Source organism: Archangium violaceum (assembly GCF_016859125.1).
GTDB classification, from domain to species: domain Bacteria; phylum Myxococcota; class Myxococcia; order Myxococcales; family Myxococcaceae; genus Archangium; species Archangium violaceum_A.
Window position 1 is genome coordinate 7,252,264 of sequence record NZ_CP069338.1, and the last position, 23,326, is coordinate 7,275,589.

At 68.3% G+C, this 23,326-nt stretch carries 13 protein-coding genes; 4 read left to right on the forward strand and 9 right to left on the reverse strand.

Going from position 1 to position 23,326, the window contains the following annotated elements; genetic code table 11:
- Window positions 1–50 precede the first annotated feature (50 nt).
- The 5 genes from JQX13_RS55575 to JQX13_RS31135 all read right to left on the reverse strand — a co-directional run bounded on the left by JQX13_RS55575 (window position 51) and on the right by JQX13_RS31135 (window position 11,415).
- Window positions 51–4,850, reverse strand: a complete 4,800-nt coding sequence (locus JQX13_RS55575; protein WP_275424878.1) for an Ig-like domain-containing protein — start codon at window positions 4,848–4,850, stop codon at window positions 51–53.
- A 158-nt stretch (window positions 4,851–5,008) separates the two neighbouring features.
- Complete coding sequence (locus tag JQX13_RS31120; RefSeq protein ID WP_203403103.1) at window positions 5,009–7,237, reverse strand: peptidase domain-containing ABC transporter; 2,229 nt, start codon at window positions 7,235–7,237, stop codon at window positions 5,009–5,011.
- A complete protein-coding gene (locus JQX13_RS31125; RefSeq protein WP_203403104.1) occupies window positions 7,234–7,815 on the reverse strand; it encodes a hypothetical protein in 582 nt (193 codons plus the stop codon). The genes JQX13_RS31120 and JQX13_RS31125 overlap by 4 nt, the downstream gene beginning before the upstream one ends.
- A gap of 20 nt (window positions 7,816–7,835) precedes the next feature.
- Window positions 7,836–11,087, reverse strand: a complete 3,252-nt coding sequence (locus JQX13_RS31130) for a type 2 lanthipeptide synthetase LanM family protein (RefSeq protein WP_203403105.1) — start codon at window positions 11,085–11,087, stop codon at window positions 7,836–7,838.
- Between the two features lie 124 nt (window positions 11,088–11,211).
- On the reverse strand, window positions 11,212–11,415 hold the full coding sequence (locus JQX13_RS31135) for a mersacidin/lichenicidin family type 2 lantibiotic (RefSeq protein WP_203403106.1): 204 nt from the start codon (window positions 11,413–11,415) through the stop codon (window positions 11,212–11,214).
- A 391-nt stretch (window positions 11,416–11,806) separates the two neighbouring features.
- Here JQX13_RS31135 and JQX13_RS31140 point away from each other — a divergent pair, with 391 nt between their 5' ends.
- On the forward strand, window positions 11,807–13,687 hold the full coding sequence (locus tag JQX13_RS31140) for a serine hydrolase domain-containing protein (RefSeq protein ID WP_203403107.1): 1,881 nt from the start codon (window positions 11,807–11,809) through the stop codon (window positions 13,685–13,687).
- A 169-nt stretch (window positions 13,688–13,856) separates the two neighbouring features.
- The gene (locus JQX13_RS31145; protein WP_203403108.1) at window positions 13,857–14,753 is read left to right on the forward strand and encodes an NAD-dependent epimerase/dehydratase family protein; all 897 of its coding nucleotides are present in this window, start codon (window positions 13,857–13,859) and stop codon (window positions 14,751–14,753) included.
- Between the two features lie 28 nt (window positions 14,754–14,781).
- Here JQX13_RS31145 and JQX13_RS31150 read toward each other — a convergent pair whose 3' ends face one another.
- On the reverse strand, window positions 14,782–16,458 hold the full coding sequence (locus JQX13_RS31150; RefSeq protein ID WP_203403109.1) for a long-chain fatty acid--CoA ligase: 1,677 nt from the start codon (window positions 16,456–16,458) through the stop codon (window positions 14,782–14,784).
- A gap of 542 nt (window positions 16,459–17,000) precedes the next feature.
- Here JQX13_RS31150 and JQX13_RS31155 point away from each other — a divergent pair.
- Window positions 17,001–17,987, forward strand: a complete 987-nt coding sequence (locus JQX13_RS31155) for a hypothetical protein (protein ID WP_203403110.1) — start codon at window positions 17,001–17,003, stop codon at window positions 17,985–17,987.
- Window positions 17,988–18,082: 95 nt separating this feature from the next.
- On the opposite strand, the gene JQX13_RS31160 is transcribed toward JQX13_RS31155, so the two are convergent.
- Window positions 18,083–18,904 carry a class I SAM-dependent methyltransferase gene (locus JQX13_RS31160; protein ID WP_203403111.1) on the reverse strand — a complete coding sequence of 274 codons (822 nt, stop codon included), beginning with the start codon at window positions 18,902–18,904 and terminating at the stop codon, window positions 18,083–18,085.
- A gap of 288 nt (window positions 18,905–19,192) precedes the next feature.
- Between JQX13_RS31160 and JQX13_RS31165 the strand changes: the two genes are divergently transcribed.
- A complete protein-coding gene (locus JQX13_RS31165; RefSeq protein ID WP_203403112.1) occupies window positions 19,193–20,611 on the forward strand; it encodes a glycosyl hydrolase in 1,419 nt (472 codons plus the stop codon).
- A gap of 23 nt (window positions 20,612–20,634) precedes the next feature.
- On the opposite strand, the gene JQX13_RS31170 is transcribed toward JQX13_RS31165, so the two are convergent.
- A complete protein-coding gene (locus JQX13_RS31170; RefSeq protein ID WP_203403113.1) occupies window positions 20,635–21,582 on the reverse strand; it encodes a PEGA domain-containing protein in 948 nt (315 codons plus the stop codon).
- Window positions 21,579–23,207 (reverse strand): serine/threonine-protein kinase, encoded by a 1,629-nt coding sequence (locus tag JQX13_RS31175; RefSeq protein WP_203403114.1) that lies wholly within the window; start codon window positions 23,205–23,207, stop codon window positions 21,579–21,581. The genes JQX13_RS31170 and JQX13_RS31175 overlap by 4 nt, the downstream gene beginning before the upstream one ends.
- Window positions 23,208–23,326: the final 119 nt, after the last annotated feature.

Sequence of the window (23,326 nt, forward strand, 5' to 3'; positions counted from 1 at the left end):
TCTAAGGTCGCCCCCACCCGTTGTCAATGCGGGCTACTCGTGCGCGGGTGTCAATTGCTCACCGTGATGGAGACGGTGGGGCTGTAGGCGGAGTTGCCGGAGGAGTCGAAGGCGCGGGACTTGAGGGTGTAGGAGCCGTTGGCGCGGGTGGTGGTGTCCCAGGAGAGGGAGAAGGGGGAGGAGGAGTCGGAGCCCAGCAGGGTGGAGCCCAGGTAGAAATCGACCTTGGAGACGGTGCCCCGGTCGTCGGAGGCGGAGGCCTCGAGGAGGACGGTGCCGCCGAGGATGGAGCCGGCGGAGGGAGAAGTGATGGAGGTGGAGGGGGCCGTCAGGTCGTTGTCGAAGGTGACGTTGATGGGCTCGGAAAGGGCGGTGTTGCTGGAGGAGTCCACGGCCCTGGCGGTGAGGGTCCGAGAACCGTTGGGCTGGCCGCGGGTGTTGTAGCTGCAGGAATAGGGAGAGGTGGAGTCGGAGCAGATGACGGCGGTGCCGGCTAGGAACTCCACTCGGGACATGGCCCTGTCATCGGAGGCGGTGGCGGAGAAGGTGACGGTGCCGGTGAGGGTATCGCCCTCGAAGGGAGCGGTGAGGGAGACGGAGGGCGGGGTGAAGTCGTTGTCGGTGGTGACGGTGACGGCGGCCGAGGTGGTGCTGTTGCCCGCGGCGTCCAGGGCCCTGGCGGTGAGGGCGTGGGGACCGTTGGAGCTGGTGCGGCTGTTCCAGGAGTAGGAATAGGGAGAGGAGGAGTCGGAGCCCAGCAGGGAGGAGCCGTCGTAGAACTCCACCTTGGTGACGCCCAAGTCGTCGGAAGCGGTGGCGGAGAGGGTGATGGTGCCCTTGAGGGTGGCGCCGGCGGCTGGAGCGGTGAGGGCCACCGTGGGGGCGGTCCAGTCATTGTCGACGGTGACGTCCACGGGGGGGCTGGCGGAAGAGGAGAGCCCCACGGCGTCGAAGGCGATGACGGACAGGGAGTGGGTGCCGTTGGGAACGGTGCGGGTGTTCCAGGCGAAGGTGAAGGGCGGGGTGGCATCGGAGCCCAGCAGGGAGGTGCCGTTGTAGAAGTCGACGCGGGCCACGCCGAAGTTGTCGGAGGCGGAGGCCGAGAGGGTGACGGTGCCCTTGAGGGTGGCGCCGGCAGCCGGAGCGGTGAGGGAGGCGGTGGGCGGGGTGCCGTCCACGTCCGTCCCCACGGGGAACACCAGATCGTCGTGGTCATCCAGCGTGCCCGTGGAGCACGTGGTGGTGCTCCCTCCACTTCGGTAGACGGCGCGCAGGGCCTGCAGGGAGCCCGAGGGTAGCAGGTACGTGGTCGAGAGGACCCGTGCGCTCGTGCCGGTTGGGGTCACGGTGGTGATGTATGTCCACGACGGCGCGGTCGCGTCCGTGGCGTAGAACAGGTCCAGCCGGTCATTGCTGGTCGAGCCGACCCAGACGGTGACGTCGACCTTCACCTCCTTGCCAGGAGCGAAGGGGGTCCCATCCACCCGAGACACCAGGATCCGATCGATCGAAGGACTGCCGGAGTGGAAGCTGCCACTCGTCCCGTCCGAGCAGGAACCACCCAGGGTGTTGGGCTGGTGGGGCTCGGGGCCGAGATGGGCTCGGCCCCGAACCAGGGTCGTGGTGTCGCAGCGATACGTCACCTCCGAGCACCGGGGCGCTCCGAGCGTGGCGTCGTACTCGGCGGTGCCTGGTTGGTGGACGGTGACGGAGACGGTGGGGCTGTAGGCGGAGTTGCCGGAGGAGTCGAAGGCGCGGGACTTGAGGGTGTAGGAGCCGTTGGCGCGGGTGGTGGTGTCCCAGGAGAGGGAGAAGGGGGAGGAGGAGTCGGAGCCCAGCAGGGTGGAGCCCAGGTAGAAATCGACCTTGGAGACGGTGCCCCGGTCGTCGGAGGCGGAGGCCTCGAGGAGGACGGTGCCGCCGAGGATGGAGCCGGCGGAGGGAGAGGTGATGGAGGTGGAGGGGGCCGTCAGGTCGTTGTCGAAGGTGACGTTGATGGGCTCGGAAAGGGCGGTGTTGCTGGAGGAGTCCACGGCCCTGGCGGTGAGGGTCCGAGGGCCGTTGGGGATGCTGCGGGTGTTGTAGCTGCAGGAGTAGGGGGAAGAGGAGTCGGAGCAGACGACGGCGGTGCCGGCGAGGAACTCCACTCGGGACATGGCCCTGTCATCGGAGGCGGTGGCGGAGAAGGTGACGGTGCCGGTGAGGGTATCGCCCTCGAAGGGAGCGGTGAGGGAGACGGAGGGCGGGGTGAAGTCGTTGTCGGTGGTGACGGTGACGGCGGCCGAGGTGGTGCTGTTGCCCGCGGCGTCCAGGGCCCTGGCGGTGAGGGCGTGGGGACCGTTGGAGCTGGTGCGGCTGTTCCAGGAGTAGGAATAGGGAGAGGAGGAGTCGGAGCCCAGCAGGGAGGAGCCGTCGTAGAACTCCACCTTGGTGACGCCCACGTTGTCGGAAGCGGAGGCCGAGAGGGTGACGGTGCCCTTGAGGATGGCGCCGGCGGCTGGAGCGGTGAGGGTCACCGTGGGGGCGGTCCAGTCATTGTCGACGGTGACGTCCACGGGGGGGCTGGCGGAAGAGGAGAGCCCCACGGCGTCGAAGGCGATGACGGACAGGGAGTGGGTGCCGTTGGGAACGGTGCGGGTGTCCCAGGCGAAGGTGAAGGGCGGGGTGGCATCGGAGCCCAGCAGGGAGGTGCCGTTGTAGAAGTCGACGCGGGCCACGCCGAAGTTGTCGGAGGCGGAGGCGGAGAGGGTGACGGTGCCCTTGAGGGTGGCGCCGGCAGCCGGAGCGGTGAGGGAGGCGGAGGGCGGGGTGCCGTCCACGTCCGTCCCCACGGGGAACACCAGATCGTCGTGGTCATCCAGCCCACCGGGCGAACAGGCCATGGGCATGCCGTAGGTCCGGTAGACGCCGCGCACGGCCTGCAGGGATCCCGAGGGCAGCAGGTACGTGACCGACAGCGTCTGGTAGCCGCTGGAGAACGGGCTCAGGGTGGTGAGGTACGTCCACGACGGCGCGTTCGCGTCCGCGGCGTAGAACAGGTCCAGTTGCTCGTTGGAGGGATCGAGGCTCGCCCAGAAGCTGGCCTCGAGCGTCACCGCCTTGCCGGGGGCCAACAGGGTCCCATCCGCCCGCGAGACCTTGAGCCGCTCCAGCGAGGGATCGAACTGATACAGCCCGTAGATTCCCTCCTCTCCGTCCGCGCAGGAGCCACCCAGGGTGTTGGGCGTGTGCTGCTCGGGACCGAAGGTGATGCCTCGACCCGCGAGCAGGTCCATCGAGTCGCACTGGCTGCCCAGGGTGCGGCAGCGCGGGACACCCAGCACCGGGTCGTGGCTCGCGATGCCCGGGTTGTCGAGCGTCACCTCGACCGAGCTGGCCGTGCTGTTGCACCCATTGTCGAAGGCCCGCGCGGTGAGGGTGACCGCGCCGTTGTTGTGGTTCCTGCTGTCCCAGACGAACTCGTAAGGGGCCGTCGTGTCGGAGCCGATGGCCTGGCCATCGACATAGAAGTCCACCCGGGTGACGCCCACGTCATCGGATGCCGTGGCGGTGAGGGTGATGTTTCCCGCGAGCGTGGCACCGCTCGTGGGCGCGGTGAGCGAGACGCTGGGGCGCACCGCGTCGTTCTTCCCCATGCAGGCCGAGTGCAACAGCCGGTTCGGCGAGCCGAGCCCGGGCTCGGTGATGCGATTCGGGATCGAGCGGGCGATGAGCTCCTCGACGACCTCGGGGGGCATCGCCGTGGGGTGTCCCTCCAGGAAGAGGGCGACGGCACCGGAGACGTGGGGCGTCGCCATGGAGGTACCGTCGGCGATCTCGGTATCCGTATCGCCCGTGGACCAGGCCGAGAGGATGCCCTGGCCCGGCGCGAAGAGGTCCACGCAGGAGCCGAAGTTGGAGAACCAGGCCCGCATGTCGGTCTCATCCGTGGCGCCGACGGTGAGGGCTTGCGGCGTGCGGGCCGGAGAGGTGGAGCACGCCTCCCAGCCGTCATTGCCCGCGGCGACCACGAAGGTGACACCCGCGGCGATGGTGGCCGCCACCGCGTCATCGAGCGACTGGGTCGCCTCGCCACCGAGGCTCAGGTTGGCCACCGCCGGCTTCTCGTGATGGGCGGCGATCCAGTCGATGCCGGCGAGCACCTGCTCCAGCGTCCCCTCGCCCTCGCAGTTGAGGACGCGCACCGGATGGAGCAGCACGTCCTTGGCGACGCCCACGGTGCTGCCGCCCACCGTGCCGGCCACGTGGGTTCCATGTCCCCGGCAGTCCTCCGTGCCGAGCCCGTCCCCGATGGAGTCGAAGCCGGGCCGCATCCGGCCGCTGAACTCGACGTGGGTGGAGAGCACGCCGGTGTCGACGATGTACGCGTGCACCCCGGCGCCCGTGTACTCATAGGTATAGGTGCCATTGAGCGGCAGGTCCTTCTGGTCGATGCGATCCAGGCCCCAGATGGCGCCGCTCTGCGTGCCCGACTGGCGGAAGAGGCGATCCTGCTCGATGTACCGCACGCGCGGGTCCGCGCTCATGCGCCGCGCGGCCTCCTCCGACATGGCGGCCGTGAAGCCCTTGAGTGCGTGGGTGTACGTGCGCCGCACCTGGGCACCATGTGCCCCCGCCAGGGCCGTGATGCTCCTTCGGGTGTCCGCCGGGGTGCTCGCCAGTCCCTTCTCGTCCTCGAGGACGATGACGTAGCGGTCCTGCACGGCCCGGGCCGGTTGCGCGAGCAGGAGCCGTCCTCCCCCGGTGCGTCGTGTCTCCGGTGCCTGGGTCTGGGTCTCCTGCCGCTGCTCGCATCCGGAGGCGAGCCAGGATGCGCCAAGAAGAACCACGGTCCATAGCAGCGTGCGCATGGGAACCCCCAGGGGCGTTGGGTGGTGTATCGGCGAATCATCCCAGGTTCGATGCCCGCCGGACCAGCCCCCCTGGCCAGGACTTCACGCCTATCTGGGTTTCCTGTTTTCTGGTCCACCCCTCTCTCGTCCGTGAGGACGTGGTCTCCGCCCCCGAACTATGCGGCGGCTTCACCTGGAGTCCGTGGCGACTCCGACGCCTCCGGGAGCTCCGGGTCCTGGCTGCGCACGAGGGCCGCGTAGTGTCCGCCCTTCGCCAGCAACTCCGCGTGCGAGCCGCGCTCGACGATCGTCCCCTGGTCCACCACGAGGATCTGATCCGCATGCCGCACGGTGCTCAGCCGGTGGGCGATCAAGATTCGCGTACAGGCGAGCGATCGGACGTTCTGCTCCACGAGGCGCTCGGTCTTCACGTCGAGGTGGCTCGTGGCCTCGTCGAGGAACAGGATGGCGGGGTCATGGGACAGGGCGCGCGCGATGGACAGGCGCTGGCGCTGTCCACCCGAGAGCCCGCCTCCTCCCTCCGCCAGCCGGGTCTCATACCCCATCGGGAGTTGCTCGAGGTCATCATGGATGGCGGCCAGGCGCGCCGCCTTCATCACCTTGTCGAGCGGCAGGCTCCGATCGCTGAAGGCGATGTTGTCGCGAATCGAGCCGCTGAACATGAACGACTCCTGCAGCACCACGCCGAACTGGCCGCGCAGGGTCCGGTAGTCGAGCTGCTCGAGCGGGATGCCGTCGTAGAGGATCTGCCCCTCGACCGGGGGATACAGGCCGAGCAGGAGCTTCACCAGGGTGGTCTTCCCACAGCCCGTCCGGCCGACCATCGCCACGGTCTGCCCGGGCTCGATCGTGAGCGAGACATCCTTCAGAACCCAGGGAGAGCGCGCGTCATAACGGAAGCTGACGTTGCGCAGCTCCACCCGCCCGGAGAGCCGCGGCGCGGGACGGACGGCTTCGAGCGTCTGCTCCGGCCGGGCCTGCATCACGTCCGCGAGCCGCTCCAGGTGCGCGCCGAGCAGGGTGAGGCGCTGGCCGTTCTGCACCAGGGAGTTGAGGGGCATGAGGAAGGCGGCCCCCAGTGCGTTCAAGGCCAGCATCGTGCCCACGCTCATCGACCCATCGAGCACCCGCAGTGCTCCCACCCACAGCATGGCCAGGGGCGCGCAGATGCGCAGCGTGGTCATCGCCGTGTCGAGCAGGGCCGACAGGTGGTTGCGTTGCAGCGACACGTTGACCTGCTTGAAGAACAGGTCGAGGAAATGATCCAGCGCGCGATCCTCCGCGCCCGAGGCCTTCAAGGTCGAGATGCCGCCGAGCGCCTCCACGAGGTAGCCCTGCGTGTCGGACTGTGCGAGCACGTCCTGGGACGTCAGCTCCCCCATGCGGCGTGCGCTCCCGAGCATCAGCCCCACCTGGAGCGCGCCGAACAGGAGCACGACGAGCCCGAAGAGGGGCTCGCGCAGGAGCAGCAGGGCCAGGTACCCGACGACCAGCCCACCATCCAGCACGATCGACAGGGTCTGGCTCGTCAGCGTGTCGCGCAGGATGGCGTTGCTCGCCAGCCGCATGAGCAGATCGCCGCTCGTGCGCTGCTCGAAGAAGCGGAAGGGCAGGGTGAGCAGGTGCTCGAGCAGTCCCGGCATGAGCTTCAGGTCCACGCGGGCCTGGAGGTAGAGCAACAGCGTGGCGCGCAGGTAGCCGAGCACGAGCTGCGTCGCGGCCAGCAACCCCATGCCGATCGCCAGGGGCGTCATGAGGTTCGTGCCGGGGAACGGGAGGACGTCGTCCACCACCCACTTGGAGCAGAGGGGGAGCGCGAGCCCGAGCACCTGCAAGGCGATGGACGCACAGAGCACCTGGGCCACGATGCCCGGGGACTCCCGCAGGTGGGTGCGCAGCAGCGGGAGCCATGAAAAGGCGGGCTTCGCCCCCGCGGGCTCGAGCTGAACGCCGGGCTCGAAGGTGAGCACCAACCCCGTGAGCCCCGCGTCGAACTCACTGGCACTCAGACGGCGCCGTCCGACGGCTGGATCGACGATGTCGACCCCCTTGGGCGACCAGCGCTCGACCACCACGTAGTGATTGAACTGCCAGTGCGCGATCGCGGGCAGGCGGAGGTATTCGAACGCCGAGGGCTCGACCGAATACGACTTGACCCGCAGCCCGAAGCTCCGCGCGGCCTGGACGATCGCCAGGGTGGTCAGGCCATCGCGCCCGAGGTCGCACCGATCCCTGCACTCGGCCACGCGCGTCTGGCGCCCGTGGTAGGAGAGGAGCATCGCGAGACAGGCCGCTCCGCACTCGAGCGCGTTGAGCTGGAGGAGCACCGGGACACGCCTTCTCCTCAGGCGGGACAGGGTGCGGCGCAGCACGGATTCACTCACGGGGATGCTCCCAGCAGCGGACCGACGAAGGGAACCCGGGACAGCAGCCGGCGGGACCCGACTCGTACCCGGACGGAGTAGGAACTGCCCACGTACTCTCGAGCGGACACCTCCCGCCCGGGTGGCGCGAAGGCAGCCAGGGCAATGGCCGATGGACGCGTGACGAGCGGCGCCACACCGGGGCGGAGGCCGAAGCGCTCGTGCGTGGCCTCCGGGCCGAGGAGACCGGGCTCCACCGCCGTGAGGGCGAGGGCCATGCGCTCTCCGGGCGGACCTGATTCCAGCAACAACTCCTGGCCCACCCTCAGGCGTGGGTGCGCTTCCGCCGGAAGGACGACGACGAGCCGCGAGGACTCCCCGCCTTCGCCCCCACGCGCGACGACGGCGAGGCCCGAGACATATTCGGGGACCTCCGTGGCCCAGGCCAGCACGCCCATCGCGCCGCTCAGCCCGGCGAGGAGCCACAGGAAGACGAACGTCCTCGGGGCAATCACGCGCGGCAGGACACCGCGCTCGCGACCCTGTGCATGGCGCCGGAGCGCCTCGGCACGGAAGATGGAACGATTCGCGTCAGCCACGGGCCATCACCTCCTGTCGTTCAGCCGGGCACGGGAGGCGAGAGCAGGAGCACCGAGGGGACACGCCCGGGCTCGGCCAGCCGCAGGAGACCGTAGCCGATCCCCGCGATTCCCATCATGAGCCCCGGTGCTTCGATCCGGCGTGGAGTCCCGCAGATCCACCCCTGCCGCTCGATGCTGGCCAGGACGCTGGCGGCCCGGCGCTCCACCTCTGCGTGCCAGGGCACCTCTCCCAGGGCCTCGCGGGCGGTGAGGAGCACGTCGAGGACTCCCAGGTCGCCGTGGCAGAGCGAGTGGTTGTCACTGAAGCCACGGGCGAGCGTGGTCTTCAGCGCGACGTCGAGCTCCGCTCGCGTGTCCGCGTCATCGAGGTGGGGCAGCATTCCGAGCCGCGACAGGCCGATTCCCGGCGCGCCATGGCACCAGGCCGCCACGAAGGCCCGCTCCTCCGAGGGCGAGTTCTCGTCCTTGCGCCAATCGGTCCAGTTTCCCTCTTCGGGGACGAAGGAGTCGCGCTCGTAGGCCAGGGCGGACAATGCCAGCGACCGGAACCGCTCCTCGCCCGTGAGGGTCGCGAGCTGGAGGAGCGCCCAGGCGATGCCGGCCGTGCCGTGCGCGAATCCGGTGAGCGGGGCGACGACGACCTCCATGGCCGAGGGCCAGGCGACTCCCTTCTTCATGGGCTGGGCCCTGGCCACCAGTCGCTCCCCACACGCCCTCGCCGCCTCGAGCGTCCGGGCCGAGGGCGCGCGGGCGTTCAGGCTCAGCAGGCTGGCGATGCATCCCGCCGCGCCCGCGACGACATCGAAGGCGTCATCGCGCTCGATGAGGGGCTGGAGCCGCTCCACCACCGCGTGGGCCTCCTCCAGGAGCGCCGGCTCGTTCCAGAGCGTGCCCAGATGGGACAGGGTGTAGAGCACCGACCCCCACCCATCGAAGACGCCAATGCCCGTCAGGGTGTCCCTGTTGCGCTCCACCTGCCGCAGCATGGAGCGCAGCGCGGCCCGCGAGAGCTGCGTGTAACGCGCCTCGCCCGTCACGGCCCCGAGATAGCCGAGGAACAACGCGATCCCCGCCGTGCCTCCATAGAGGTTCGTGTCGACCGGAGACAGGGCATAGGCACGTCCCTGGGGCAGCAGCCCGACCCAGCAGGCATCCTGATCACCCCTCACCGCGAGCGCTTCCAGCCGATCTCCCACGGCACGCGCCGCCGCCAGGAGCTGGGCGCGGCCCGCGACGGCTCCGGGCTCGCTCGCGCCGGTGGTCCGCCGTTCGCGCCGGCCCTCCTTCCGCAGGTCGAGCGTCGCGAGCGAGGCGCGGATGAACCCCACCTGCTTGAGGAGATCCGGCTCGCCCAGACCCTTCAACGTGCGCTCGACGACCTCCATGCCCGAGGACTCGAAGAACCCCTCGAGCCGCACCTTGTCGCTGGTCCAGAGATCGCGCGAGCCCGGCCGCGTGAAGAACATGGGGATGTCCCCGTTGTGCAGGTCGGACCGCTCGGCCGCGATGACCCTGCGCAGCGCGGGGCTCTGCTCCATCTCGAACCAGAGGCGGTCCACGTGCCGCTCGCGATCGAGCGCGTTGCGCAGCAGATCGGGATGGAAGCTCTCGCTGAGGATCTGCCCGTAGCGCTGCGTGGGGCGCAGGAGGATGCGCACCTCGTCATCCGCGAACCGCGCGAGCGGGCCCGCCGGAGAGAGGAGCTCCTCGCGGTGCTCGAGGACCCACTGGTACATCGCCGTGAACCCCGCGACGATCGCCTCGGTGTAGTCGAGGAGCTGGACATCCGCGCCGTTCAGCTTCGGCCGGTTGTGGCCCTCGGGCACCTCGGAGGGCTGCCGCTGGAGGCGCATGCCGTCGGTGCCCGCGCTCTCCCAGGAGGGCGCCCCGAACGGGGTCTTCTGTCCCTTGTGGGCTCCGAGGCCACTGATCTCGATGCCCAGCGCCGCCTTGTTTCCCCAGATCCACTGTGGCAGGAGCCCCGAGCGCAGCACGGAGCCGACGATCGACTGCTGGGCCCGCTCATGGGCCGAGGTCGCCGAGAAGCTCTCGGTGTAGGGGTGGAACAGCGTCTCCAGGTCGATCAACACCGGGTGCTCGCCCGCGGCGATGATGTTCTCGTAATGGAAGTCGGTGGCGCCCAGGAGGTAGAGCAACATCGTGATGGCGCCCTGCCGCTCGTAGAAGCGCCGCACCTGGGCCTCCGAGGTGCAGCTCTCGGCGGGCACGAACTCGAGCCACCCGTAGGTGCCCCGATCGAGCACGGAGATCGTCCGCAGCCCTGGCTGCGCGCCCCGCTCGTCGAGCCAGGTGATGAGCTGCTGGAAGTGCGAGTCGGCCGCGAGCGCCTTGGGCTTGTAGACCAGCCGGAGCCCCCCACTGAACCCGACGAGGATCACCGAGCGCCCGCCCCGGTGACGATCGCCCGCGCCGATGTCCAGGCTCACGAGCCCGCCGGGGTCCGCCCCCGGGCTGAACCTCGCCCGGAGCTCGCTCCAATCCGCGCACAGGTGCCGGGTGAACTCGAGGCTGTAGGTCACCCATTGCTCCAGGCCGATGCTGAGCTGCCGGGCCAGCACCGGGTACTCCTGGAAGAGGGCGAGCACGATCTCGGGCCGGCGCAGGCGCTCGAGGAAGCTTGCGTAGCGCTCCTCCGCGGTGTCGCCCTGGAGCTGGCCCTGGACGCGGGCAACGTGCATCTCGAGCACCAGGGTGCGGTCGATCTTGTTGATGAGCGGCCCCTGGAGACCCGCGAGGAACAGCCGCTCCAGCGCCTCGTTCTCGAAGGGCGCGTCGGGGTGCGCACGGCGGATCTCCTGGAGTCCCGCGCGGAGGCGATCCCGGGCCTGACGCATGAGGGGCAGGATGGAAATCAACAGCCCGGCGGCATCCTTGCTCTTGCCGCGCAGCTTCTGGGGCTCGTGGACCGGAATGAGACCTCCGGGAGCCGGCTGCTCATAGGCCGACACGAAATCGCGCAGCCAGGACGGGGGCTTGGAGCAGCGGGCCTGGACGGCCTCGATTGGCTCACCCAACAAGTGGAGCCACTCGTCCTCGCGGATGCCGTCGAGCGCGAGCCGCTCCTGGAGCAGGGTGTTTGCCTCCGAGAAGGGCGCTTGCGTGCGCCAGCGATGGGCGCGGCGGCCGGCGAGCTCCGCCTGGGCTGGCTCGAGCGGTGACACGCCCGGGGCCTTCCGCAGCAACGACAGACGTTCGAGCAGGGTGAGTGATTGATACCAACTCGCGGCATCGATGGGGTGTGGACTCACGGCGTGGCCTTCCTGGTGCTCGAGCGATTGAATAGATGAACACCGGGCGGAACGGGCCTCTCGACCCGTCCCGCCCGGAGCGCGCACCTTCGTTCATCCTGTCAACGAGGGCGCGCTGGCCCGGCTAGATGCAGTCACAGTACGAGCAGATGCTCTTCGTGGGGCAGGAGTAGAACGAGGCGGACTGGGCGGCAACGCCACCAGCGCCCTGCAACTGCTCATCGGAGAGCTCCACCGCGCCCACCGGGTTCTCGGGGAGCTGCGCCAGCTGCTCCTGGGTCAGGCTCATCCGGTAATCCGCATCCTTCCACGCGCGAACGATGTCCATTTGCGTTCTCCTGTTGTGGGTGATGTGGCTCTGGCGCTTCCAGGATTGGAGGCAAAGCCACGAAAGAGACGATAACCGCTGTTTCCTGAAGTTGACAAGTCTTTACGTGAATCCAGCCTCTCCTCGTGGGCCGTTCCCGCGGGAAACAATATTTGCAAACAGTGAGGTCGTGACAGACACGCCGCTGGAGCTGTCACACCCCAATGAGGCATGTCAGAGGCATGGAGTAGGCTGGCCCGTACCCGGTTCCATGGCCCGGGAAAGGGGCGTTCCGCCCAGGTCCGGTGACATTCCGTGACCTTTGAACGACACAAGGCCTAAGGTCTTCCGCACGCCCTTCAGCGACAGTCCTCGTGTTCCTGGAAGTACCCACGTGACACGGGAGATCGTCATGAATCGCAAACACCCCTTCTCGCGCCGGCAGGCGCTCTATTTCTGTACGGCATTGCTCGGGCTTGGCGTGTTCGGCTCCGCCTGCGATGACCGCGGTACTCCACCCGAGCAACCCAGGGCGGACTACTCCAGGTTGAAGGCGGAGCTCGGCCTGTTGATCAAGACCGCGATGACGGAGGCCGACGTCGCCGGACTGAGCATCGCACTGGTGGACGGTCAGGAGGTGGTGTGGTCTCGAGGCTTCGGCTTCGCCAACGTGGCGGAGCGGACGCCCGCCACCCCCGAGACCGTCTACGAGGCCGGTTCACTCGCCAAGGTCTTCACGGGCGCCGCCATCATGCAGTTGGCCGAGCAGGAGCGCATCGCGCTGGACCGGCCCATCGAGCAGTTCATCCCGGGCTTCTCCATCCAGTCTCGCTTCTCCAACGCCGGCCCGGTCACCCCTCGCAACCTCCTGACCCACCACGCGGGCATTCCCGAACAGCAGCTCGTGGGCGCCTACGCCCAGACACCGCTCACCCTGGCCGAGCGCGTGGAGCACCTCCGGGAAGACCATCTGGCCAACCCGCCGGACAAGCTCTGGGCCTATTCCAATGGGGGCTTCGCGGTCCTCGGCCGGGCGATCGAGACCGTCTCGGGGATGGAGTTCACGGCCTACATGAACCAATACATCCTTGGCCCCCTGGGGATGACGCACTCCTCCTTCCGGCTGGATTCCCAGGTCGCCTCGAAGATGGCGATGGGCTACGGCGCGCTGCCCGTCAGTGATTACCCGGTGAATCTTCTGGAGAGCTACTCCCCCGCTGGCGGCCTTCGCAGCTCGGTGGAGGACATGAGCAGGTTCATCCGGATGCTGCTGGCGGAGGGCCGGTTCGACGGCGAGAGCGTGCTGAAGCCCGCCTCCCTCCAGGAGATGTGGAGGCAGCAGAACGTCGGCAGGCCCCTGGACATGGACAACCGCATCGGTCTCCCCTGGTACCTCTATGAGCTCCCCCTGAAGAATGGCCAGAGCGTGCGGATGGTCGAGCACGATGGCGCCACCCAGTACTTCCGCTCCTATCTGTCCCTCCTGCCGGAACACGGGCTGGGCGTGGTGGTGCTCTCCAACTCCGAGAACGCCGATGGGCTGGTGGGTGTCATCGCCCATGAGGTGCTCGCGCGCGCTCTCGAGATCAAGAGCGGGCTGGAGGTGGCGCCGATCCCCGAGGAACCCCAGGTGCAGCCGGTCTACCGTTCGCAGGAGGAACTCCGTGCGTTGGAAGGTATCTACGCCACGCAGGTGGGCCCGATGGTGGTCGGTCTCGAGAACGGCGTCCTGAATGTCACCGTCCAGGGGATGCGTCTGGAGCTGCAGCCGCACGAGCAGGGATACTTCAAGGGCGTGGTCGGTGATTCCAACATGTGGCTCTCCTTCGAGGAAATCGAAGGCCATCTCGTGATGGCGGGTTACTTCGGCCTCTTCGGCCGCCAGCTGCAGGGGGAGCGGATCACCCCGGCCCCCGTGCCCGAGTCCTGGCATGGCCGGTTCGGCCGCTACGTCCTGCCCCAGGGGGCGCCTCGGGAGGTGATCGAACAGGCCGAGCTCGGCATGGAGGGAGACCTCCTGGTCCTCAGGCTCTTCAGCCCGATGTTCGAATCCGGCCAGGCTGTCAGTCTTCTGAATCCGGAGGGTGATGATCTGGCCGTGGTGCTCGGCCTGGGTCGGGGACTGGGTGAGGTCGTGCGCTTCGAGCAGGTGGACGGCACGACCCATCTCATCGTCAGGGGTATCCGGCTGCGAATGCAGTCAGAGGGACCCATGGCGACGTCGGCGTTCGCCGGAAGCGAGGCCGCGCGGAGCCGCCTGTCCCGGGCCTGGGGACCCCGTTGGGGTTTCTAGCGCGAGGCGCTACGGAACGAGCCGCGGCTCGGCGAAGCGCGTGACGACGCTGGCGACCTGTCCGTCGGCGTCGAGTCCGAACGCGGAGATGCGCTGCACACGACACCTCCGCGGGTGCGCTTCGATGCCGGGTGGGTGGGCTCTGGCGCGAAGCGGTAACTTCCCCCGCATGGAACTGAAAGGCTCGACTGCCCTCGTCACGGGGGCCAACGGATTCGTGGGAACGTATGTCACCCAGCGGCTGCTCGCGGAGGGGCTCCGGGTGAGGGCCTGGGTCCGGCGCCCCGAGGCCCGGCCGGAGCTGGAGCGGATGGGGGCGGAGGTCGTCCTGGGCGAGCTGACCGACGCGGCCATACTGGAAACCGCCGTGCGTGGCGCCCGGTGGGTGGTTCATTGCGCGGCGACGGGCTCGGATGACCTCACCGAGGCGCGGCGGGTGAACACGGAGTTCACCGAGCGCCTGACCACGGCCGCGCTCGCCGCGGACTGCGAGCGCTTCGTGCACATCTCCACCATCGCCGTGTACGAGCTCCAGGGCCAGAGCACCGTGGTCGAGGACTCGCCCCGGGTGACCACGGGCCGCGCCTACTCGGTCACCAAGGCCGAGGCCGAGCGGGCCGTGGAGGCCGCGGCTGCCCGGGGCTTGCGGACCGTCATCCTCCGCCCCGGGGCCATTCTGGGCGTCCACCCCACGTCCACCTGGGGCACCCACCTGCCCACGCAGATCCGCGCGGGCCAGTTCCCCCAGGTGGGGGACGGACAGGGCAGGCTGGGGTACCTCCACATCAGCAGCCTGACGGAGGCCGTCGTCCTGGCGCTACGCGAGGACGCGGCGGTCGGGCAGGCGTTCACCCTCGTCGATGGGGACATCCCCGTTCACCGGTACACCGACGCCTTCGCCACTCGCCCGCTGCCCTCCGTTCCGCCAGAACAGGCTCCCAGTTTCCTGTCCTTCCACGGCCAGTACTCGACGGAGAAGGCCCAGCGCGTGCTGGGCTTCGTCCCCCGGGACGTCTTCGATTCGAGCATGGCCGAGATCCTCGCGGCCCTCCCGCGGCAGGGGTAGGGCCAGCGGGCGCCTGGGCCTTCGGGGCTCAGGCCACCTTTCGCTCGCGCAGCTCGCGGCGCAGGATCTTCCCGACGTTGCTCTTGGGCAGCTCGGCGAGGAACTCGATGTGCTTGGGCCGCTTGTAGCCGGTGAGCTGCTCGCGGCAGAAGTCCAGGAGCTGGGCCTCGGTGAGGGAGGGGTCCTTCTTCACCACGAAGAGCTTGACCACCTCTCCGGAGTGTTCGTCGGGCACGCCCACGGCGGCCACCTCCAGGACGCCCGGGTGCGCGGCGACGACGCCCTCGATTTCATTGGGATAGACGTTGAAGCCGGAGACCAGGATCATGTCCTTCTTGCGGTCCACGATGCGGACGTGGCCGCGCTCGTCCATGATGCCGACGTCGCCGGACTTGAAGAAGCCATCGGGCCACATGACCCTGGCCGTCTCATCCGGGCGGTTCCAGTAGCCCGCCATCACCTGCGGGCCGCGGATGCAGATCTCCCCGGGCTGGCCGAGTGGCAGATCCCTGCCCTCGTCATCGCGGATGGTGATTTCAGTGGAGGGCAGTGGCAGGCCGATGGTGCCGGAGTACTCCGTGGCGATGGGCGGGTTGCTGGTGGCCACCGGTGAGGTCTCCGACAGGCCATAACCCTCGATGAGGGGAACCCGGGTGATGGCGAACCACTTGTCCGCCACGGCCTTCTGCACCGCCATGCCACCCCCGTTGCAGACCATCAGGTGGGAGAAGTCGAGCTTGCCGAAGTCGGGGTGGTTGACCAGCGCGTTGTAGAGCGTGTTGACCGCCGGCAGGATGTGGAAGGGCTGCTGGGACAACGTCTTGATGAAGTCCGGGATGTCGCGCGGGTTGGGGATGAGGATGTTCATGGACCCCATGCGGATGCCCATCAGCCCGCAGACGGTGAGCGCGAAGATATGGTACAGCGGCAGCGCGCAGATGATATTGATTTGATCGATCTGCTTGCCCTTGAGGGCGGGTTGGATCCACGCCTCGACCTGCAACAGATTGGCGATGACATTGCGGTGCAGGAGCGTGGCGCCCTTGACCACGCCGGTCGTGCCACCGGTGTACTGGAGGAAGGCGACGTCATCGCGTGACGTCTTCACCGGCGCGAGGGAGGAGGCCTTTCCTTCCGACAGCACCTGTTTGAAGCTCACGGCGCCAGGGAGCTTGTAGGCGGGCACCATCTTCTTGACGTTGCGCACCACGAAGTTGACGAGGGTGCCCTTCAGGCCGCCCAGCAGGTCGCCCATGGAGGCGACCACCACGTGCTTGACGGAGGTCCGCTCCAGCACCCGTTGGAGGGTGGCGGCGAAGTTCTCCAGGATGAAGATGGCCTGGGCCCCGCTGTCCTTGAGCTGGTGCTCCAGCTCGCGCGGTGTGTAGAGCGGATTGACGTTGACCACGACGTAGCCCGCGCGCAGGACCGCGGCGATGCACACCGGGTACTGCAACACGTTGGGCATCATGATGGCCACGGTGGAGCCGCGAGGGAGTCCCCGGGATTGCAGCCACGCGCCGACCTGGCGTGACAGCGTGTCGAGCTCACGGTAGGTGAGGGTCTTGCCCATGCACTTGAAGGCGGGACGCTCGGCGAAGGTGCTGAAGGACTCCTCCAGCATGTGCGTCAGTGAGTCGTACTGACGGTCATTGATCTCCGCGGGAACTCCAGGCGGGTAGTGCTCGAGCCAGATCTTGTCCATCCGCGTCTCCTCGTCGTTCACCGGTGAAGAAGGTGCTGGGATGCTACCGTGCTCCCACGAGCAGCCCACATGTTCCGCGTGGTTCTTCTGTTGAGTGGCTTTGCCGCACCGCGGCGTGGAGCCGCGTGAGAGCGGTGCCGTGCAGCCTGGCCGGTTGCCCTCTTCGTTCATTGGTGGACACACGGCGTGTCGCTCGCGTGCATGACCCTGCTCGAGAGCGGCCTCCGACCGAGGGCCTGCCGCCAGACGAGCGCCAGCCAGGTGCGGATGCCGATGGGGAGCGGGAACGTGGCGGGACGTGGCAAATCCATCAGGAAAGTTGGACCTCAGTGGGGGGGGGGGCGCGGAATCGAATGTCTGTCTTTACTGGGTTGGAATCACTCATTGGACATGTATATACGACTTGGGGGGGGAAGGGCTGGCAGCCAGTTGCCCGAGTCGTTTCCAGGGCACATCTAGGCGCGAAGCAACGGTTCGTGGGCCTTCCCTTCACGGTGCCGCGGCGCTCGTGGAGTCGTCACATCTCCGATGGAGAAACACACATGAAAGTGAATACCGCCAAGGCGCAGCCGCGCCTCGGGTTGTACCCCGTCCTGGGCTCGCTTGCGCTGAGCTTGATGGGGCCCATCGCCTGCGGCCCCTCGGCGACGCCGGAGGAGCAGTTCAGCCGTCACCCCGCGGGCCAGACCGGCATGGCGCTCACGCTCCGCGTCGATGAAGAAACCGACGTGGCCGCCATTCGCTTCAAGATCGATCGGCGGCAGTGCACCGACGAGCCCTTCACGCCCTTCAGCAGCACCATCGACAAGCCGCTCGAGGAGATCCGCCTGCGGGGAGGCATGCCTGGCCTGGAGAACGTGCCCTTCGATGCTGATTCGTCCCACGCGTTCGCGGATCTCTTCGTCACGCTCGACGCGGGTTGCTACGACGTCACCACCCAGCCGCTCGACGCCGAGGGCGAGGCCTCCGAGGATTGTTCTCCGGCCTCCTCCTCCGGCATCTGGGTGAACGACGGCCAGACGAGGGAAGTCCTGCTCATCAACCAGTGCTGGGGCCCGGATCGGGGCACCGGCGACATCATCTCCGCGCTCAACCATCCACCCGAGTTGGTTGATGTGGTTTTCGAGGACTCCAAGTTCATCTATCAGTGCACCGGGCAGGTCGTCTGCGCCACCGTCCGTGACCCGGATGGTGACCCGCTCGAGTTCGTCTGGAGCCAGGAGGGCGGCGCCCCGCTGTACGTCGCTCCCGAGGTGCTGAGCACCACGCCGAACGCCGATGGCTCGGTCACCGAATGCATCCGCACGATCGCCGAGGATCCCGGCCAGTACGTCCTGAAGGTGGTTGCGTATGATCTGCTGCACGATCCGGCCGGCACCGGGCTGATCCGCATCGAGGACTTCCTGGCCGAGGGGGGGACGCGGTTCCCGTCGAACGACGCGCTGACCTTCCCGTTCTACGCCGCCAGCGATGGCCGCACGGGCGGCTGCGAGGACGCTCCGGACGAGGAGCCGGGCGAGACTCCGTGAGTCGCTGACGCCGGGGTTCGCTCGGGGACTCATGGCCCCGCCAGGTGTGGACCCTGGCGGGGCCGTGTGGTGGCGCGCGAGGGAGGGGCGTGTCGCTACGCGCCCGGCGCCGTCGCCGAGGTCACCAATGCCTCGATCGTGACCTTCACCGGCGCCTCGCCCAGGTGCTTGTCCAAGGCCTTCGTCAACGCGCCGATCGCGACGGATACCAGCAGCGGGTCATGCGCCTTGATGAAGTCGACGATGGGGAAACCCTCGATGAGTCCGACCGCGAGCTCGCGCGTGTTCTCGATGACGGACCTCTTCTGCACGGGCTCGGCGCGGACATCGGCGAAGCCAGCGTCGACGAGCAGCCGGGTCATCTCGCCCGGCTCGCCGAATCCCGTCTGTGTCAGGTAGAACCGGGGCTGCTCGTTCGGGAAGAGGGCGCAGACCGTCTCGTGGGCCAGGCGTATCGCCGCGTTGTGCTCGAGCGACCGCCAGGTGGCCATGAGCAGCTGGCCTCCGGGCCTGAGCACGCGCAGGGCCTCGCGCGCCGCGGCGGGCTTGTCTGGAACGAACATCAGACCGAACTGGCAGACCACGGCATCGAACTCGCCGTCAGCGAAGCGGAGCCGGGTCATGTCTTGTTGGGCCCACTCCACGGGGGCGTCTGGCCCGACCGTCTGTCTGGCGACCGCGAGCATGGGCTCGTTGAGATCGGTGGCGACGAGCCGGGCCTCGGGTGCCAACGCCTCACGCAGCCGCCGGGTGAGGATACCCGTTCCACACGCGGTCTCGAGCACCTGCCGCGGCGCGAAGGCCGAGAGGCGCGCGGCGAGCTCCTGTGCATACGGTTCGAAGAAGAAGGGTCCGGCACCCCGGTGGTAGTGCTCGGGGATGGACCCGATGTACGCGGCGTGGTTGCTCGTCTCCATGCGTGCTCCTGTGGGTGGAACCCGAGCCAAGCAGGATGCAGCAGCCGCTGGAAGCTCATTGATTGTGAAAAGCCTGTTCATGTTTCTCGACGGGTGGGAATGGATGCGCCACCTGTCCTGTCGAGTGAACAGGACCTGTCCTGTCGAGTGAACAGGGCCTGCTTTCCGGGGAGGTCGGTCGGTGCTCGTCTAGAGGGAAGGGCCCCTCGTGGAGCTGGATGGGGATGCCCGGCACATCGCTTGCTCTACGTGCTGGCGCAACCCCCCACCTCTTCAATGAGGCTTTTCATGACTCGATCAGCAACAAACCCTCGCTTCTTCTCTCGCGGTTATCTCACCGGACTCGTCACCGCCCTGGTGCTCGCGCTCTCCACGGCCTGCGGTGGGCCCCTGGAGGACACGGAGACCTACGATACGTACGGTGAGTCCGTTGGTGCCGTCGAAACCTCCGGGGCCTTGACCATCACCCAGGCTGTCTCCGCCACGGATGTCTCGCTGGAGCGCGGTCAGACCCTGAGCGCGAAGGTGACCTACAAGAACAACGGCACCACCGCGGTCACCGCGAAGAACATCGTGCTCACCTCGCGCGCCCCCGGTGGCACGCACGCGGGTGGTCCCTTCTATGATCTGACGCCGCGCCTCACCAACCGCACCCTTCAGCCGGGCGAGAGCGTGACCCTCACGGCGACCCGCGTCATCGCCTCGAGCGATCCGCTGGGGACCTGGGAGCTCTACCCGACCTGGGAAGACACCTCGAGCGTCTGGCGTGATGGAACGGGCATCGCCTTCACGGTGGCCGCGGCCGGCGGCGGTACCCCCGACACGGGAACCTCTGGCCCCTGGCTCTCCGGAGCCTCTGGCCAGGGCGTGCCCTCGGGTGCTTTCGCCACCTGGCGTGGCAGCGCGGTGAAGATCGCCGGTACCTGGTCCGACAACAACCTGAATGCCGCGAACTTCTGGCAGCTGGATCCCGGCGGCGAGTATGGCAGCTGGCAGCAGAACATCGACATCGCGGTGGGTGCCTTCGACAAGGGTGAGTCCTGGGCCGCGGCGGCGAGCGGTGCCTACGATGCGCGTTGGCGCCAGTCGCTCACCACGTTGAAGAGGAAGTGGGGCAGCCGCCCGGGCACGGTCTACATCCGCTTCGCCCATGAGATGAACGGCAACTGGTACCCCTGGAAGGTCACCGCGAGCGACGCGACGTCCTTCATCACCGCGTGGAAGCGTTACCGTTCGCTGCAGAAGGAGATCTTCCCGGCCGCCAGGCTGGTGTTCTGCGTCAACCGTGAGTCCGTGAGCTCGGGTATCGACTGGCGGAAGACCTTCCCCGGTGCCGCCTACGTGGATGTGATGAGCGTCGACTACTACAACCAGTATCCCTACGTCGCGACCGTCACGGATTGGAACAACTCCATCCAGCAGACCGATGGTTACGGTGCGCCCAAGGGTCTGGCGAAGCACCTCGAGTTCGCCAGGAGCGTGGGCCTGCCGCTGGCCATCTCCGAGTGGTCCGGCAACGCGGACAACGGTGACTCCACCGTGTGGTTCGAGCAGATGCACAACTTCTTCAAGGTCAACGGTGGTACCGGCGCTGGCAAGGTCCTCTACGAGATCCTCTTCAACGTGGACAGGGACAACCGCCGCTGGATCCTCTACCCGTACACCCGCATGCCCAACTCGGCCGAGCGTTACAAGCAGCTCTTCTGAGCCGCCGCGCCAGGCAGGTGTGACTACCTGCCTGGCGTGAAGCGCAATCCGGACGTGCCCAGCAGGTGCGTGGTGCCGTACGAGGCGCTCGCCGGGAGCCAGCGTCCGCTCAATTCCACGAAGAGGTCGACGCGCGTGGAGAGGGGAAGGCTGGCTCCGGCGGACAGCCCGCCGCCGAACAGGACCGGCCCTCCCAGTGCGTACGCGTCGAGGGAGAGGAAGAAGGTCAGCGGACCCACGAGCTCCGGCGCCTGGGCTCCCAGGCGCGCGGAGGCTCCGAACCGGCGCCCCGCGGTGGCGTTGAGCTCGCCATGGACATACGTGCCCGCCAGCCGCACACCGGCTTCCATTCCCACTCCCGACAGAGGGGACAGGCCCAGCACGGCCCGGGCCTGGGCGCCGAACGCGAGTCCAGAGATGGATGTTCCCTCCGGGGTGGTCGGAGCGAGGACGATATGCACCTGCTCCGTCCGGCCGGGTCGTACCTTGACCTGGAGCGTGGTCGTCCCCGAGCCCACTTCCAGCGTGTGCGTTCCGATGGGGACCGGTCCCCGCCAGGGCGCCTGTCCGAGCGGCTGTCCATCGAGACGAAGCTCCGCTCCGGATGGCTCGACTTCGATGGACAACTCCCCTCGGAGCCGCTCGCGCAGTTGCTCGAAGAGTGTCACCACGGTGGGCTGCACACGCTCCGGGTCCAGGCGCACGTCCGGATCCGACTCGAGCGCCTGGGCGAAGGCGGCCTCCATCTGCGTGTACTGACGGAGTGCCGCGTACGCCTCGCCGCGGACCAGTTGCAGCCGCGCGATGTGGGCTTCGTCACGGGTCTTCCGAAGCCCCACTTCCACATGGGAAAGCGCGGACTCGAAGTCCCCTTCGGACAAGGCCTGGAGCGCCGCGTCCAGCTCGCGGGGGCCCTCGGTGGGCGCACTGGCGGCGAGGAGCAGCGACATCACCAACTGGGGAGCGCTCATTCGTGGAGCTCGATGCGTACCACTGCTTTCGTCCCCGGGGAAACCTCGACCTGGCGTTCCTGTGATGCGAAGCCGCTACGTTCCACGCGCACGGAGTGCCGCCCTCCGGGCAGGTCGAGGGACACCGGTGTGGCGCCGTGGTGCTTGCCGTCCACGCTGACGTTGGCCCAGACGCTCCGGCCCTCGTGCACCGTCACCACGCGCAGCTCCCCCCGGCCCTGCCTGGCACGCTGCCGGGTGTCGCTTCGCTCGGTGGATGCCGCGCGTGCGGACTGTGCCCGGGTCCGGGGGGATTTCGTCACGGCGGAGGCCGGAGCCGGAGTTGCGGAGGTCGGCGTGGCGGAGGCAGTCACCACCGGCACTGGCGCCAGGGCGGCCGTGGGCGCGCTGTCCGGAGCGGCCGGGGACGTGGCGGAGTCTCGTGCGGTGGTGGCCTCCTGCTCCGGATGCGGAGTGGCGGAGGCTGGCGGTGTGATGATGGCCGCCGACGCGGAGCCCGGAGCCGTTGGTGCTGGCGCGGCCGGTGCCTCGTCCGTGCTCCGGAGCGCGAGCCTCCCGAAGAGGAGCGCTCCAACGCTGGCAACGCCCAGCACGGCCAGGGACATGGGCCGCACGCGGCTCGTGCGCACGCCTGGAACCGGCGCCGGGGTTGGCTTCGATTCAGGGGGCTCGAGCTCCGCCCCCTCGAGCGCCGAGAGCAGCGCGAGTGCACTCTCGTGGCGTTGCTCAGGGTTCATCGCGGTGGCCCGTACGAGCACCTCCGCCAGGGAGAGCGGGAGCCACGGCGCCTGCTCACGGAGTGCCTGTACCGCGGCCCGTGGCCCGTCTCCGAGGAGCCGGCAGGTGCTCGACGGTGGCAGGCCCGTCGACATCTCCAGCAACACCAGCCCCAGGGAGAACAGATCCGCACGGCCGTCGACCTGCTCACCGCGGGCCTGCTCCGGCGCCATGTAGCTGGGCGTGCCGAGTCTCGAGCCGCTTCGGGTGGCCTCCTCGCCGCGGTGCTCCCAGAGGATGCCGAAGTCGAGCAGCGTGGCGTGCCCACCGGTGGAGAGGAAGATGTTCCCCGGCTTGATGTCGCGGTGGACGCAGCCGCGCTGGTGGATGAAGTCCAGCCCGGCGCACAGTTGCCGCGCCAGGGCGAGCACCTCCGGGACGGGCAGGGGGCCGGGCACCGAGCGCAGGTAGCGCGCCAGGGTCATCCCCTCCAGGTGCTTCATCACGATGAACGGACGTCCGCCCTCCTGGCCGACGGCGTAGATGGGGGTGATGTGCGGATGCTCCAACCGCGCCATCGCCCGCGCTTCCCGTTCGAAGCGCGCCACGCTCTCCGGGTCCTCGCACAACGCCTCGTGAAGCAGCTTGATGGCCACGGGGCGCTCGAGCGCGAGGTCCCGGGCCCGGTACACCTGACCCATGCCTCCGGCGCCCAGTAATTCCTCCAGCCGCCACTTGCCCTCCAGCACGTCGCCCGGATTCAAGGGACGTCGCGCCGGCACACGCAGGCGCCATCCCTCATCGCCGACGTGCTGGGTGAGCGCGGTGCACTCCGTGCAGGAGGTCTCGTGGGGGGGGATGGGCAGCCCGCAGGTGGCGCACGAGGAGGGGTGCTTGTGGGGAGCCATGCGAGGGTCCTATGTTGCCATACCGCATGGGTATTTCCTCCACCGAACCGCTTTCTCCCGGTGCCCTGGCGGAGGGGCGACCCGCGTCGCGCGGCCCGCGTTTTCGCGTGGTGGTGGAG